Raw genomic sequence first — 13,505 nt, forward strand, 5'->3', positions numbered from 1 at the left:
TCGGGGCGCAGGTCATGGGGTGAGGGTCGCGGCGACCACTTTCAGGTCGGCCACCAAGCCCTCGTACATGGCGTCGCGGTCATCGGCGCGCAGCACCGCCGAGGGGTGGATGGTGGCGATCACGGTGGGCCGCGGTGTCGGGTGGTCGGCGTCCAGTTCCGGTGCGGGCATCGGTGTGCCGCGTACCTCGGTGACGCGGAACGACGAACCGAACAGTGCCTTGCCCGCCGAGGCGCCGAGGCAGACCAGCACCTCCGGTTGCAGCAGCCGCAGTTCGGCTGCGAGCCAGGGGCGGCAAGCGACGATCTCGGTCTGGTTGGGCGGCTTGTGGATGCGGCGCTTGCCGCGCTCCGCGCGGGCGAACTTGAAGTGTTTCACCGCGTTGGTGACATAGGTGCGGTCGCGGTCGATGCCCGCGTCGACGAGCGCGCGATCCAGCAGTTTGCCCGCGGGCCCCACGAACGGCTCGCCTCGGCGGTCCTCGGAGTCACCGGGCTGCTCCCCCAGCAACACCACCCTGGCGTGCGGATCGCCCTCGCCGAACACGGTCTGGGTGGCGTCGGCGTACAGGGGGCAGCCGCGGCAGCCCGCGGCGGCGGCACGCAGGGCGTTGAGGTCGGCGTCCTCGGGAACGAAGGGCTCCGCGGTGGGGCGGGTCTTCGGCATGTCAACCGAGGCTACCGGCCGTCCGCTACCCCCGCCCGGCGAGACGACAATGGCTTCGTGAATTCGTCACCGGCTTTGTTCCGCAAATGTCGGGAATTCATGAGCACTACAAATTCTCGGTGACAAAACCATGTCGCGAGGCCCTTTCAGGATAAGTAAGCTGGGAGCTGTGCACGGCGACAAGCGTCGAGCATGGTGCCGTCACCGCCGTGAAATGGGCTGATACCGGGGGGGTGGGCCCGACGGGGACGACACCATTACGTTGATTCTGGGGGGAATCGAACGTGGACAACATCACCCGTATTGACACCGGGACGAAGAAATCTGTCGAAGTTCTGTCGACGACCCGGGTGGCATCGGACCAGCAATTCGGTATCTGGCGGGATCTCGTTCGCATGTCGGGTGGCCCGGCCAGGGTGCTGCGACCCGACAGCGGACCGTTCGACGGCACCATCACCCGGTGCGACCTCGGCGCATTGCGAGCCACTCTGGTCGAAGCCGACGCCCACATCATCTGGCGCGACGACCGGATGGCCGCGCAGAACGACACCGAAAGCCTCGGGCTCTGCCTGATCGAACACGGCGCCGCCGAGGTGGCCCAGGACGGCAGGCGCGTCACCGCGCGCCCCGGTGATCTGGTGGCCTTCGACAACTCCCGCGCGCACACGCTGGTCACGCCGGGGCGCACCCGGCTGATCATGCTCACCCTGCCGCGGCACGTCGCGGGCCTCGGCGATCAGCAGCGCCACCGCCTGCTGCCCAGTTCGCCTTGGCCCACCGACCGCGGAGTCGGTGCGCTGCTGCGCAGACTGCTCGACGGTCTGGCCGCGCACCTCAAAGAGCTCGACGTCGCCGCGGCCGACCAGGTCGGACAGAGCATCGCGAGCCTGGTCGCCACCCTGGTCGCCGAGCACGTTCCGCTGCCCGAGGCGGGCAACGCCCGGCATGCGTTGTTGCGGCGCATCCAGGCGCACGCCTGCGAACACCTGGGAGATCCCGCCCTGGACCCGGCCTCGCTGGCCCGCACCCACCACATCTCGGTGCGCTACCTGCAGCTGCTGTTCCACGAATGCGGCACCTCCCCTGCCCGCTGGATCCGCGAGGCCAGGCTGGCTCGCTGCCACCAGGACCTGATGAACCCGCGCCTGGCGCACCTGACGGTGGCCGCGATCGGCAGACGGTGGGGTCTGACCGGGGCGTCCCACCTGAGCAGGCTGTTTCGCCAGGCCTACGGCTTCTCCCCAACGGACTGCCGCCGCGGCGGCGCCACGTTCGCACCGGGAGAGCACCGGCCCGACGGTCGTCCGCCGCTTCACCACATCGCCGCCGCCAGCTGACCACACCCAGCCGACGGTATTCGCCGCTTCCCGCCGCGCACCGGGACGGCGCCGGGATGGTGCGCTCGGGTGCCTATCCCGTGCGCCCGAGGGCGAATCAAGCCGGTGGGGGTGTCTACGCAAAGCCCGGAGGGTGCCACTTCGACCTCGCAGTGGCACCGACAAGCCGCGAATTGAGGCCAATCGGACCGTGATTGGCACCGTCGCGGCGCCGCTGCGGAGCCGATCGAGGGGACATCGGCTCCGACGGCCTCGACCAAAGGTGTCCGCGCCACCGAAAGCCGGACACCGGCACACCTCGCATCGTCATGTTCTGAGGGGAACAGATGTGGCATACATCCGCGCTGCGCGAGCAGCAGTCCGATCCGCGATACAACATTCCCAACGATCTGCTGACCGGTGAGGCCTACCTGCGCAGCCTGCGCGACGGACGCGACGTGTTCGTCGACGGCACCCGGGTGGCCGACGTCGCGACCCACGCCGCGTTCCGGCACGCCGCCTACTCGGCGGCGCACGGCTACGACCTGCTCCACGAGCCCGCGCACCGCGACACCCTGACCGCGATCGACCGCCACACCGGCCATCGCGTCCCGCGAACGCTGGCGTCGGCGCCCGCCGGCGGGCGAACATCGGAGCGGGACGCAGACCAAGCCCGTTCCGGGGCAGACCATTCCGGCCACCGCACGAATCCGCGCCCGATGGAACCGAGTTCCACCGCAGCGACACCGACAGCCGGGCCGAGCAGCCCAATCGGTGCCGTCAACGATGAGCCGGGGAATCGCGAGGGTTCACTCTCGGGCCCGGACCCCACCGCGGACGACGTGTCGGCGGATCGAAACCCCGAGGCGCCAACGCGCCCGAACGACACGACACGCGAAGTGCCGGTAGGCCCGGACCAACCGGTAGGCGAGATGGAGTGGGATCGGGACGACGTAGGCGAGATGTCGGCAACACCGAATTCCATCGCCGACGAGATGTCGGTGGAAGCCGGCCATGCGGCGCGCACGGAGTCGGTGGACCCGGACCACACCACGGACCTGATGTCGGCAACCCACGACCGCGCCTGCGCCGAAGCAGTCGCGGTCCCTGCCGGTGATCACGTGTCCCCGCCGTCCGACCTGATTTTCTCCCAGTCACAAGCAGCCGAGCACACGGCCCACGCCGCCGGAGGCGCGGCGAGTCGGGTGCCGGATCACCTGGCGGGATTTCTGGTCGGGCTCGCGGTGAACCACGCGCTGTATGAGCCGTTCGCGGACGCCGCGCGTGAGTGGCACCGGCGCTGCGCCACCCAGGGCTTGGCGATCAGCGTCGCCATCGCCGACCCGCCGCCGCGGCTCGGCGCGGGTTCGGGCGAAGGGCGTGCGGGGTCGCTTCGGGCGGTGGCCGAGCGCGACGCGGGGATCGTGGTGTCGGGTACCAAGGCGGTGGATGTCGAGGCGGCGGTGAGCCACGTGGCGCTGGTCGGGCCCGCGAGTCTGCCCGCCGATGCCGCCGCGGATGAGGCGGTGCTGTTCATGCTGCCGCTCAACGCCCGTGGGGTCCGGATCGACTGTCACCTAAGTCAGAGCCGCGCGGAATTGGTGCTGGACCGGGTTTTCGTGCCCTGGGAGAACGTGCTCGTGTACCGGAACGTGGAGAAGGTCAACAGGTGGCTGGTCGAATCGGGTCTGCTCCGCGGCGGGAACCGGCCGTACGGCAGGTGGCGGTCCGATGCGGAAACGGCCGCGGCGAGTTGATGCCCGTGACGGAGCAGGGGCCATCGGAGTGAGGCTCCTCGGTATGGGTCGGTGGCGACCGGATCAAGCGTCCGCGTCATCAGGCTTCGCCCTCCCCATGCCGCTCGGCCTCCCGCGCGAGTAGCCGGCAGTCCGCGTCACGGTCTCGGCGATGGACCGAGAGTAAAGCCGAGGAGCATCAAGGTCACCCTGCCCGGGGTGGCGGAGGAGAGCAGGGCGGCCGTCAAGCCATGGCCGCCCTGGTCGACTCGTCGGTTCTGCGGGCAGGTCAGCCGCTGATGTGGAAGCCGCCTGAACGCAGGCCCATCATCGGCGCGGGGGCCGAGCACGGAGGCAGTTCTTCCTGCGCGACCGGGCCGGTGGTACCGAACTGGGTGGGTGTGCCGCCGATGCTGATGCCAACGCGTTTGCCGCGCCAGTCGGCCAGTTCGGGGTGGGTGTCGTGGATGATCGCGGAGACGACAGCGGATCGGCCGGTGACCTTGACGCAGTCGACGGTCGCCTCGGCCCAGACCGCGATGTCCGGTACGGCGAAGTAGTGGGAGATCCGGACGGTTCCCCACGCGCGGGATGTCCCCGGGGTCGAGACGGAATGAGCGTTCATCCTGAGGCGTACGTCGTCTTCCTGGGTGATGTAGTCGAGGCGGGCCGCGCCGATCACCGCCGAGTGGCGCGCGGGTGCCGTTTCGGCCTGGGCGGCGGGGACGCCGATCACCGCGAGGGCCGCGGCGGCCACCCCCGCGGCCGCCATGCTGCGAAATGCTGATCTCATCGGATCTCCTTGAGAAACTCGGGCTGAGTCGTCTATCCCGAAGATCCCTTCAGAGGACGCGGTGCCGCCTCGCTCTCGCGGATGAGTCTGCTACCGCCTGAGGCGGAAACGCCTATGCGCGAGGCCGGTCGTGCGACGGCACAACCGGAAACGACGCGTCCGTTGCACCGACGACCCGAGCGCCGAACGGTATGCCTTCCTTCGGGTGGACCGAAGCCGAAACCACCGCTGATCGCAGCCGAACGGCACTAGCGCGGTTCAAGCTTGTGCGGGGTCATCGGCACGTCGGTGGCCCCGCACAGGTCGGCTCTTGGGTTCAGAGGCGGCAGGAGCGGATGTCGGAGGCCAACACGGCCTTGGCGCCGATCGCCGCGAGGCGGTCCATGATCAGGTTCGCCTCCTTGCGGGGCACCATCGCGCGCACCGCGACCCAGTTCTCGTGGGCCAGCGGCGCCACCGTGGGCGACTGATGGCCGGGGGTCAACGCGATGGCCCGCTCCAGCAGTTCGCGGGGGCAGTCGTAGTCCAGCATCAGGTACTGCTGGGCGAACGCCACACCCTGCAACCGGCCCGCCAACTGCGCCTTCTCCGGGGTGTCCGCCGAGCCCTTGCCCTCGATGAGGATGGCCTCCGACACGCAGATCGGCTCGCCGAAGGCCACCAGGCCATGCTGGCGCAGCGTTCGGCCGGAACCGACCACGTCGGCGATCAGGTCCGCGACGCCGAGTTGGATGGAGATCTCCACCGCCCCGTCCAGCCTGATCACCGTGGCCTCCAGACCGCCGTGTTCGGCCAGGTGGGTGCGCACCAGGCGCGGGTAGGCGGTGGCGATGCGCTTGCCCGCCAAATCCTCCAGCGTCCACTCGCGACCCGCGGGTCCGGCGAAGCGGAACGTGGAGCCGCCGAAGCCCAAGGCGAGCCGTTCACCGACCTCCGCGCCGGACTCGGCCGCCAGATCGCGGCCGGTGATGCCCAAATCCAGCTCCCCCGAGCCCACATAGATCGCGATGTCCTTGGGGCGCAGGAAGAAGAACTCCACCTCGTTGACGTTGTCGATGACGGTCAGGTCGCGGCTCTCATGGCGTTGCCGGTAGCCCGCCTCGGCGAGCATCTCGGAGGCGGCCTCCGCCAATGCGCCCTTGTTCGGCACGGCAACGCGCAGCATGGTTTCTCCTGACCTACAGGTAGCGGTAGACGTCGTCCAGCTTCAGGCCGCGACCGAGCATCAGCACCTGGACGCGGTAGAGCAGCTGGGAGATCTCCTCGGCGAGCCGCTCGTCGGACTCGTGCTCCGCGGCGATCCAGACCTCGCCTGCCTCTTCGAGCACCTTCTTGCCTTGCGCGTGTACGCCCGCGTCCAGCGCGGCGACCGTCCCCGAACCTTCCGGTCGGGTCTGGGCGCGCTCGGCAAGCTCGGCGAACAGTCCGTCGAACGTTTTCACAGGTCCCGATCCTGCCAGGTAGGTGCGTCGCTGCCACAATGAGGTAGTCACGATCACTCCGGGGGGACTCATGGCAGACCTGGCCACGACGGCCGAGGGCTTCATCGACATGGCGCACCGCATCGTCTGGTGCACGATGGCGACCGTCGACAAGTCCGGGCGGCCGCGCTCTCGCGTCGTGCACCCGATCTGGGAATGGGACGACGGTGCGCTCACCGGCTGGGTCGGCACCATCGCCACCCCGGTCAAACGCGCGCACTTCGGGCTGCACCCGCATGCCTCGATGAGCTACTGGTCGCCGGAGCACGACAGCGCCGTCGCCGAATGCGAGGCCGAACTGGTCTACGACGACGAGGTCCGCACCCGGTTGTGGAACCTCTACAAGTCCACCCCGGAGCCGCTGGGCTACGACCCGGGCGGTATCGGCGTGCCCGGCTGGGACAGCCCCACCGCGGAGGCGTTCACGGCGCTGCGCCTGCGCCCGTGGCGGTTGCGGGTGTTCCCCGGTTCCCTGATGCAGGGCAAGGGCGGCGAGATCCTCACCTGGCAACAGTGAGCACGCGCCTGAGGGTCTGGATCGACTCCTGGCAGCAGCAATGCTGCGGGCAGCGCGTCGAGGTCGGCACGCCGATCGGCTGGACCCTCACCGCGCCCGGCCTCGACTACCTGACCGCGGTGCTCGGCGCCGAGAACGCCGCGACGGTCACCCACGCCGAGGACCACCACGGCGAGGCGGCGGACCTGCCGATCACCACCGGTGTGGTGACGTGGATCGACGCCGTTCTGTGCCGCTACGAACCGCGCCCGGGCGGTCTGTACCCGAAACCCGGGACGGCGGTGGTGCGGGCTATGTGTCTGGCCGACGGGTGGGTGTCGGAAACCGAGGACCTCCACTTCGTCGGATACCTGATCGACCTGCGACTCCCCGACGAGGACCCGGCCCGACCGCCCGGGGCGCAGGCGACTTGAGTCGGTCACCGAACCGGCCGCCATCAGCCCGTCGACATCCCGGTCGTGGATCATCGGGTGATGAATCCGCGTGGGGCGCGGTCGACACTCGAAACGTCTTCGGGGGACCAGTGCAACCCGCGCCGAGCGGCTGCACCCGCCCGGCCACCGTGCTCGTGGTGATCGCGCAGGCGAGCCGCGAGGTCACGGGTTCGCGCTGAACCGTCAGGCGCCGGCTGCGGGGTGGTGGCCTGCGAGGTCGGCCAGCAGGTCGGCGTCCACGCCGACCAGGGATTCGCGGAAGATGCGGCGCTCACCCGAGGGGACCGGGACCTCGCACGGGACCACCAGCACCGTGCAGCCCGCCGCGACGGCGGAGGCCACGCCGGTCGGCGAGTCCTCGATGGCCACGCAGTCGACGGTGGACACGCCCAGCAACGTCGCGGCCCTGAGGTAGGGGTCGGGCAGGGGCTTGTGGTTGCCGTCGACCTCGTCGCCGCAGACCGTGGCGGTGAAGAACTCGCGGCCGATGGTGTCCAGGCAGATCTCCGTGAGCCTGCGCTCGGTGGAGGTCACCAGCGCCATCGGCAGGCCCGAGGACTGGACGGCGCGCAACGCCTCCTGGGCGCCGGGACGCCAGGGCAGCCCGGCCCGGAACAGCTCGGCGGTGCGCTCCATCAACCACGACATCGCCTCGGCCATGCGTGCCGGGTCGTGGGGCAGGCCGACCTCGTCGAAGAGCATGCGGATCGTCGTCACATTGTTCGAGCCGACCATGGCGGCCCTGGTGGCGGCGGATAACCGGCCGCCGAGACGCTCCGTGAGCTCACCCAGCGGGATGTCCCAGATCTTCTCGGAATCGATCAGCGTGCCGTCCATGTCCCACAGCACCGCTGCCGGGAAACGGCCGTCCTGGCTGGACGGTCGGGTCACAGTTGCTCCTAGATGTCGAAGTACTTCGCCTCGGGGTGGCAGGCGGGGAACGCGTCGGTGGACTGCTCGGGGATGTCACATTCGGACAGGTTCGCCGGGGCGCGACCGCACAGGCAGGCCTCCATCGTGTCCGTGCTCGCCTCCGGACAGCCGCGGCGCACGGCCTCCGGGCGGGTGACGGTCAAGATCTCGTCGCGGTCCGCCTGCCCGGTGAAATCGGGCAGGCCGGGTGGAAACGACCGGAACGTCGAGCGCGCGGCGCCGTCGGCGGCCACGACACGCGCTTCCAGGGCGTTCAGCAGCGGCGGAGTCGAGCGTTCCGACATGCCTACAGCCTACGGACTCGCTCCTGCCCGTTTGGTCGTAGGCTTGCGCAGTGACCGATCCCGACCTGCACCGCGAACCGGACGACACCGATTCCGTCGAGCTGCCCACGCTCAAGGATCCGGTGTTGATAGCGGCGTTCGAAGGCTGGAACGACGCCGGCGACGCGGCGAGTACCGCGGTGGAACATCTCCAGTTGAGCTGGGATGCCACTCCCCTGGCCGAGATCGACCCCGACGACTACTACGACTTCCAGGTCTCCCGCCCGACCGTGCGGATGATCGAAGGCATCACCCGCCGCATCGAATGGCCCACCACCCGCCTGTCGGTGTGCCGCCCTCCCGGTTCGGAGAACGACCTGGTCCTCGTGCACGGCATCGAGCCGAACATGCGGTGGCGGGCGTTCTGCGCCGAACTGCTGTCCTACGTCGATCAGCTGGGCATCACCACCGTCATCACCCTCGGCGCGCTGCTCGCCGACACCCCGCACACCCGGCCGGTGCCGGTGACCGGTACCTCCTACGACGCCGAGTCGGCAGCCCGGTTCGGCCTGGAACGCTCCCGCTACGAGGGGCCGACCGGGATCGTCGGGGTGTTCCAGGACTCCTGTGTGAAGGCGGGTATCCCGGCGATCTCGTTCTGGGCTGCCGTGCCGCACTATGTCTCCCAGCCGCCCGCCCCGAAAGCCACCCTGGCGCTGCTGCACAAGGTCGAGGACGTACTCGACCTCGAGGTGCCGCTGGGCGCGCTGCCCGAGCAGGCCGAGGAGTGGGAACGCACCGTCAGCGAGATGGCCGACCAGGACGAAGAGGTCAGCGAGTACGTGCGGTCGCTGGAGGAACGCGGCGACTCCAACATCCAGCTGACCGAGGCCAGCGGCGACGCCATCGCCGCGGAGTTCGAGCGGTACCTGCGGCGGCGCGGCCACGGGGGACCAGGGCGTGGCCCAGGCAACTACTGAGCACGGGGCGGGCAGGCTACGGCTGGCCGCGCTGTACGCGGGCGGATTCCTCGGGCCGTTCGGCGGCGGCATGGTCGCCAGCATGCTGCCCGAACTGGGTGGTGCCTTCGGCATCTCCGCAGGCGACGCCGCGACCTCGCTGACCGCCTACCTGGTGCCCTTCGCCGCGTTCATGCTGGTCTCCGGCACGTTCGGGGAACGCTGGGGCGCGCGGCGCACCGTGCGGCTGGCGTTCGCGCTGTACGTGCTGGGGTCGCTGGCGTGTGTGTTCGCCGACTCCTGGACCCTGTTCCTGGCCGCTCGCGGCGTGCAGGGCGTGGCGAACGCGTTCACCACGCCGCTGCTGATGGCCGCGATCGCGGCAAGCGTGCCCCGGGAGCGGCTGGGCCGCTCGATCGGCATGTTCGGCGCCATGCAGGCCGCCGGGCAGACCTCCAGCCCCCTGATCGGCGGGCTCGCGGCCGAGGCATCCTGGCAGTGGGCATTCGTCGGCTCCGCGGTGGCCGCGGCGCTGCTCGGCGCGGTGGGCCTGCCCGCCGCCCCCGACAAGCCCGATGCGCCTCGGCCGAGGCTGCGGCAGGCGCTGACCCCGACCGTGCTGCGCGCCGGGCTGGTGGTGCTGGTCTGCTGGGGCTGCCTGGGCGGGGTGTCCTACCTGGTGGCGCTGCGGCTGGGCGATGCGTTCGGCATGGGCGCGGCCGAACGCGGGACGCTGCTGGTCGGGTTCGGCATCGCGGGCATGCTCAGTTCACGCCTGATCGGACATGCCGTCGACCGGTTCGGGCCGCGACGCTGTGTATGGGTCGGTGCCCTGGTCGGGGCAGTGCTGATGGCCTCGATCGGGGTGATGCCGTACGCCTCCGGGGTCGCGGTGCTGTGGGCGTTGGCGGGCCTGGCGAACCAGACGGTGTCGGTCAGCGTGCCCACGCTGGTGCTGTCGACCGCTTCCGGCAACCGCGGCGGATCGATGTCGGTGGTGCAATCGCTGCGTTTTACCGGCGGCGCGCTGTCCCCGCTGATCTTCGTGCCGCTGTACGAATACAACCCGCTCGGTGCGTTCCTGACCGCCGCGGCATTGGCGATCGCGGTCTCCCCTATCATCCCCGCAGACACACGCCACACGAATAAGTGACGCGAGCCTCACTCTTTCGTATGGTTACGCCATTGTGGCAGCCCATGGCGGATGTGGGCGTTCGATGCAGGTCGGCGCCCGATCCCGAACAGGCAGGTGAGCTGATGCGCGGCAAGCGATCATCCGGACGGCACCGGGACGGCGATCACGCGAGGATGGTGCCGCTGCTGGGCGCCGCCGCGCTGACGGCGACGGCCTTCGCGTCCATCGCCACGATAGTCGCCGCACCAGACCACACGCCTGCGCGAACGGGTGCTACCCCGTTTCCCGCGGGCACCAGGGTGGCGGGCCTGCCGCCGCTGATCTCCGACACCCAGCAGCCGACCCCGGGCGCGAGCAGCCACGTGCTGCCGCTGACCACGGAACAGCCGCTGAACACCCCGCCGACGCAGGTCACGCTGCCGTGGTCGTCCACCACCGTCGTGCTGCCGCCCACCGTGGGGCCGCCGACCAGGCCCAGCGGTAGCCCGACGACGCCGCCCAGTTCGCAGCCCACCCCGCCCACGACCCGGCCGACGGATCCGACCACTCCCCCGACCACGAGTCCGAGTCCGACGCCGCCCACCACCCAGCCGACTCCCCCGACCTCCACTCCGGAGCCGACGACCCCGACCACGACGTCGCCTCCTCGTCCCACCACCACCTCCACCCCGACGCCCACCAGCACCACCACGCGCTGACCCCGCCGGGCCGAGCCTCACCACCGCCCGCATCGGGCGCCGCCTGCCGTGGGCAAACGCAGCCGCTGCCTCGTGGACGGTCTTTCCGTGGCAACCCCGCGTGCTGCCTTCCGCGGCGACGTACCGGGATCGGTGCGCAGCGGCGCAGGATGCCGAGGCCGACGGTCTTGTAGGTGGCGATCGGGTCGGGCATCGGCAGCGACCTACGGTGTGCCCCGAGTGGACGTTGCCGTTGGGCCTGGCCGCCGACAGGCGTAACCGACCTGTGCCGGTGCGAGTCGGCGGTCCGCGTTGAGCACGACCCCACAGCGCCAATCTCCAGCACCGAGTCGTAGAGCAGGTTGATCGCGGCGACGTCGCCGATCCACGGGGCCAGATCGAACTGCGAGAACAGCGTCGCTCCGATCGATGGGCATGCAAACCGCGACCGCCTTGCGGCAGGCCAGGATCGCGATGATCGGCAGCTCCCAGCGTCGACAGAATAACGCCACATAGTCACCGGGGCCGATACCGAGCCGCGAGATGCGGCGTGCCAATCGATTGGCACGCCAGTTGTGTTCCTCGAAGGCAGTTCCCGGTCACCGCAGACCACAGTGAACTGATGCGGGGCTTGTCCACCTGCGATTCGACAGCTCGTGAAGACACAGCTCATCGCTGCTTTCCGAAGTGGTGACGACGTGCCCACCGGAATTGTCATTTGCCGTCTCCGGGTCGCACCGAAAGCCACAGGCCCAGCGGCTCGTTGCCGCGGTGGCGGGCGCCCTGCGGGCGATAGCACCCCCAGGCATGCCATTGGATTCTGCCGGCGCGTTAGGCGATACCTACTATTGTAGAGAGCCGTGTGCGGTATCGCGTCCACGTATAGGTGGAACTCTTCGCCCATAGTTTAGGTAATTTTCTTTAGTCAGATCGACATCGTTGATATTTTGAATCACGCCGCGATGTGTCAATTGCGGTACTGTTCGGGATGTTTTTTGGGGGCGCCGCCAGCGAGGAGCGACAACAAATGAGCTTGGTTTCTTCTGTTATGTCGACCGCCGCACCGCAGGCGCCCGGTCAGCCCTATGAATACCGCAGACGCGAGTTGGTGGAGCCCGATTGGCGGCGCCTTCCGGGTTGGAGTCGTGTCACGGAGGCCGAGTGGCGGGACGCCCAGTGGCAGCGGGTGCACTGCGTGCGCAATCCCCGCCAGCTCAAGGCAGCGGTCGGTGACCTGATCGGGGAGGCGTTCTACGAGGATCTCGTGGCCGACCAGCGGGACACAGCCACGATGGCGCTGCTGCTGACACCCCAGATGCTCAACACCATGGCCGTCGACTCGGACGAGGCGTTCTACGCCGACCCGATCCGCCGCTACATGCTGCCCGTCCGGTCCGACCGCGACCCGGAATGGCCGAGCCACCCCCACGCCGAGCGGGATTCACTGCACGAGGCCGAGATGTGGGTCGTCGAGGGGCTGACCCACCGCTACCCCACCAAGGTGCTCGCCGAACTGATCTCGACCTGCCCGCAGTACTGCGGGCACTGCACCCGCATGGACCTCGTCGGCACCTCCACCCCCCAGGTCGACAAGCACCGCCTGCGCCTCAAACCCGCCGACCGCCAGGACGCGATGATCGCCTACCTGCGCGCGGCCCCCGGCGTGCGCGATGTGGTGGTCTCCGGCGGAGACGTGGCGAATGTGCCGTGGCCGCAACTGGAAACCTTCGTCACGCGGCTGCTGAACATCGACCACATTCGCGACATCCGCCTCGCCAGCAAGGCACTCGCCGGGCTGCCCCAACACTGGCTGCAATCCCAGGTCGTGCACGGCCTCCAGCGGCTGGCCACCCTGGCGGAGCGCCGCGGCGTGAACCTGGCGATCCACACCCACGTCAACCACGCCCAGTCCGTCACCCCGCTGGTCGCCGAAGCCGCCCGCACCGCGCTGGAGGTCGGCATCCGCGACGTCCGCAACCAGGGCGTGCTCATGCGCGGCGTCAACGCCACCCCCGAAGCCTTGCTCGACCTCTGCTTCGCACTCCAAGGCGAGGCGAACATCCTGCCCTACTACTTCTACATGTGCGACATGATCCCCAACGCCGAACACTGGCGCGTCGCCCTCTGGGAAGCGCAGGACCTGCAACACGCGATCATGGGCTACCTCCCCGGCTACGCCACCCCCCGCATCGTCTGCGACGTCCCCTACGTCGGAAAACGCTGGGTACACCAGGTCGGCGAATACAACCGCGAACGCGGCATCTCGTACTGGACCAAGAACTACCGCACCAGCATCGAGACCGAGGACCCCGACGTCCTCGACCGCCGCTACACCTACTACGACCCCATCGCCACCCTCCCCCCGTCCGGACGCACGTGGTGGACCACCCACCACTCCTGACTCCCCGCAAACGCCCCCGCTCCCGGCCCACACACCGCGGATCTCCCAGGAGCGCGTGATGACGCCCCAGGACGACATCGTGCGCTCCTGGGGCGTCATGGTGCGGTTTCAGGGCGATCGCCCGCCGTCGCAACACCAGCCGGTCGGGTGATTCCGTAGCTGGGCCGCCCCTCGGATGAGCCTGTTCGTCGGGA

General features: G+C 69.4%; 14 protein-coding genes and 1 pseudogene. 7 read left to right on the forward strand and 8 right to left on the reverse strand.

The annotated features are described in order from the left end of the window. Window positions 1–12: 12 nt before the first annotated feature. Window positions 13–666 (reverse strand): UdgX family uracil-DNA binding protein, encoded by a 654-nt coding sequence (locus ACU6XJ_RS24905; protein ID WP_476316459.1) that lies wholly within the window; start codon window positions 664–666, stop codon window positions 13–15. A gap of 350 nt (window positions 667–1,016) precedes the next feature. Between ACU6XJ_RS24905 and ACU6XJ_RS24910 the strand changes: the two genes are divergently transcribed. Together ACU6XJ_RS24910 and ACU6XJ_RS24915 are read left to right on the forward strand one after the other, a co-directional pair. After that, entirely contained in the window at window positions 1,017–2,003 is a 987-nt protein-coding gene (locus tag ACU6XJ_RS24910) for an AraC-like ligand-binding domain-containing protein (RefSeq protein WP_476316461.1), read from the forward strand. Window positions 2,004–2,329: 326 nt separating this feature from the next. After that, the gene (locus ACU6XJ_RS24915; RefSeq protein ID WP_476316464.1) at window positions 2,330–3,739 is read left to right on the forward strand and encodes a 4-hydroxyphenylacetate 3-hydroxylase N-terminal domain-containing protein; all 1,410 of its coding nucleotides are present in this window, start codon (window positions 2,330–2,332) and stop codon (window positions 3,737–3,739) included. A 268-nt stretch (window positions 3,740–4,007) separates the two neighbouring features. Here the strand turns inward: ACU6XJ_RS24915 and ACU6XJ_RS24920 are convergent, their stop codons facing one another. The 3 genes from ACU6XJ_RS24920 to ACU6XJ_RS24930 form a co-directional block, all read right to left on the reverse strand. Beyond that, window positions 4,008–4,511, reverse strand: coding sequence for a hypothetical protein (locus ACU6XJ_RS24920; protein WP_476316467.1), 504 nt, complete (start codon window positions 4,509–4,511; stop codon window positions 4,008–4,010). A 316-nt stretch (window positions 4,512–4,827) separates the two neighbouring features. Next, window positions 4,828–5,676 (reverse strand): ATP phosphoribosyltransferase, encoded by an 849-nt coding sequence (hisG, locus tag ACU6XJ_RS24925; protein ID WP_476316470.1) that lies wholly within the window; start codon window positions 5,674–5,676, stop codon window positions 4,828–4,830. Between the two features lie 13 nt (window positions 5,677–5,689). Next, complete coding sequence (locus ACU6XJ_RS24930; protein WP_476316473.1) at window positions 5,690–5,953, reverse strand: phosphoribosyl-ATP diphosphatase; 264 nt, start codon at window positions 5,951–5,953, stop codon at window positions 5,690–5,692. Window positions 5,954–6,023: 70 nt separating this feature from the next. Here ACU6XJ_RS24930 and ACU6XJ_RS24935 point away from each other — a divergent pair, with 70 nt between their 5' ends. Together ACU6XJ_RS24935 and ACU6XJ_RS24940 are read left to right on the forward strand one after the other, a co-directional pair. After that, window positions 6,024–6,509 (forward strand): pyridoxamine 5'-phosphate oxidase family protein, encoded by a 486-nt coding sequence (locus ACU6XJ_RS24935; RefSeq protein ID WP_476316476.1) that lies wholly within the window; start codon window positions 6,024–6,026, stop codon window positions 6,507–6,509. Beyond that, window positions 6,506–6,922: a DUF6578 domain-containing protein gene (locus ACU6XJ_RS24940; protein ID WP_476316479.1), complete on the forward strand. Its 417-nt coding sequence runs from the start codon at window positions 6,506–6,508 to the stop codon at window positions 6,920–6,922. Before ACU6XJ_RS24935 ends, ACU6XJ_RS24940 begins: the two co-directional genes overlap by 4 nt. Before the next feature lie 204 nt (window positions 6,923–7,126). Here the strand turns inward: ACU6XJ_RS24940 and ACU6XJ_RS24945 are convergent, their stop codons facing one another. Next, complete coding sequence (locus tag ACU6XJ_RS24945) at window positions 7,127–7,780, reverse strand: HAD family hydrolase (RefSeq protein WP_476318623.1); 654 nt, start codon at window positions 7,778–7,780, stop codon at window positions 7,127–7,129. Window positions 7,781–7,842: 62 nt separating this feature from the next. Next, the gene (locus ACU6XJ_RS24950; protein WP_476316482.1) at window positions 7,843–8,160 is read right to left on the reverse strand and encodes a hypothetical protein; all 318 of its coding nucleotides are present in this window, start codon (window positions 8,158–8,160) and stop codon (window positions 7,843–7,845) included. 50 nt (window positions 8,161–8,210) lie between these two features. Between ACU6XJ_RS24950 and ACU6XJ_RS24955 the strand changes: the two genes are divergently transcribed. Together ACU6XJ_RS24955 and ACU6XJ_RS24960 are read left to right on the forward strand one after the other, a co-directional pair. Then, a complete protein-coding gene (locus ACU6XJ_RS24955; protein ID WP_476316485.1) occupies window positions 8,211–9,119 on the forward strand; it encodes a PAC2 family protein in 909 nt (302 codons plus the stop codon). Next, on the forward strand, window positions 9,100–10,251 hold the full coding sequence (locus tag ACU6XJ_RS24960) for an MFS transporter (protein ID WP_476316488.1): 1,152 nt from the start codon (window positions 9,100–9,102) through the stop codon (window positions 10,249–10,251). The genes ACU6XJ_RS24955 and ACU6XJ_RS24960 overlap by 20 nt, the downstream gene beginning before the upstream one ends. A 145-nt stretch (window positions 10,252–10,396) precedes the next feature. Here ACU6XJ_RS24960 and ACU6XJ_RS24965 read toward each other — a convergent pair whose 3' ends face one another. Then, a complete protein-coding gene (locus ACU6XJ_RS24965) occupies window positions 10,397–10,924 on the reverse strand; it encodes a hypothetical protein (protein WP_476316490.1) in 528 nt (175 codons plus the stop codon). A 210-nt stretch (window positions 10,925–11,134) separates the two neighbouring features. Continuing rightward, window positions 11,135–11,485 (reverse strand): annotated as a pseudogene (locus tag ACU6XJ_RS24970) (AMP-binding protein); the annotation flags it as partial. A gap of 452 nt (window positions 11,486–11,937) precedes the next feature. On the opposite strand from ACU6XJ_RS24970, the gene ACU6XJ_RS24975 reads away from it, so the two are divergent. Beyond that, window positions 11,938–13,311, forward strand: a complete 1,374-nt coding sequence (locus tag ACU6XJ_RS24975; protein ID WP_476316493.1) for a KamA family radical SAM protein — start codon at window positions 11,938–11,940, stop codon at window positions 13,309–13,311. The last annotated feature ends 194 nt before the right edge of the window (window positions 13,312–13,505 follow it).

The sequence above is a fragment of the Actinorectispora metalli genome (assembly GCF_056323685.1).

What these genes read in the sequence shown, in the direction of transcription:
- ACU6XJ_RS24905 (WP_476316459.1), bottom strand. Translation starts at nt 666, where the DNA reads ATGCCGAAGACCCGCCCCACCGCGGAGCCCTTCGTTCCCGAGGACGCC.
- ACU6XJ_RS24915 (WP_476316464.1), top strand. Translation starts at nt 2,330, where the DNA reads ATGTGGCATACATCCGCGCTGCGCGAGCAGCAGTCCGATCCGCGATAC.
- ACU6XJ_RS24920 (WP_476316467.1), bottom strand. Translation starts at nt 4,511, where the DNA reads ATGAGATCAGCATTTCGCAGCATGGCGGCCGCGGGGGTGGCCGCCGCG.
- hisG (WP_476316470.1), bottom strand. Translation starts at nt 5,676, where the DNA reads ATGCTGCGCGTTGCCGTGCCGAACAAGGGCGCATTGGCGGAGGCCGCC.
- ACU6XJ_RS24935 (WP_476316476.1), top strand. Translation starts at nt 6,024, where the DNA reads ATGGCAGACCTGGCCACGACGGCCGAGGGCTTCATCGACATGGCGCAC.
- ACU6XJ_RS24945 (WP_476318623.1), bottom strand. Translation starts at nt 7,780, where the DNA reads ATGGACGGCACGCTGATCGATTCCGAGAAGATCTGGGACATCCCGCTG.
- ACU6XJ_RS24950 (WP_476316482.1), bottom strand. Translation starts at nt 8,160, where the DNA reads ATGTCGGAACGCTCGACTCCGCCGCTGCTGAACGCCCTGGAAGCGCGT.
- ACU6XJ_RS24975 (WP_476316493.1), top strand. Translation starts at nt 11,938, where the DNA reads ATGAGCTTGGTTTCTTCTGTTATGTCGACCGCCGCACCGCAGGCGCCC.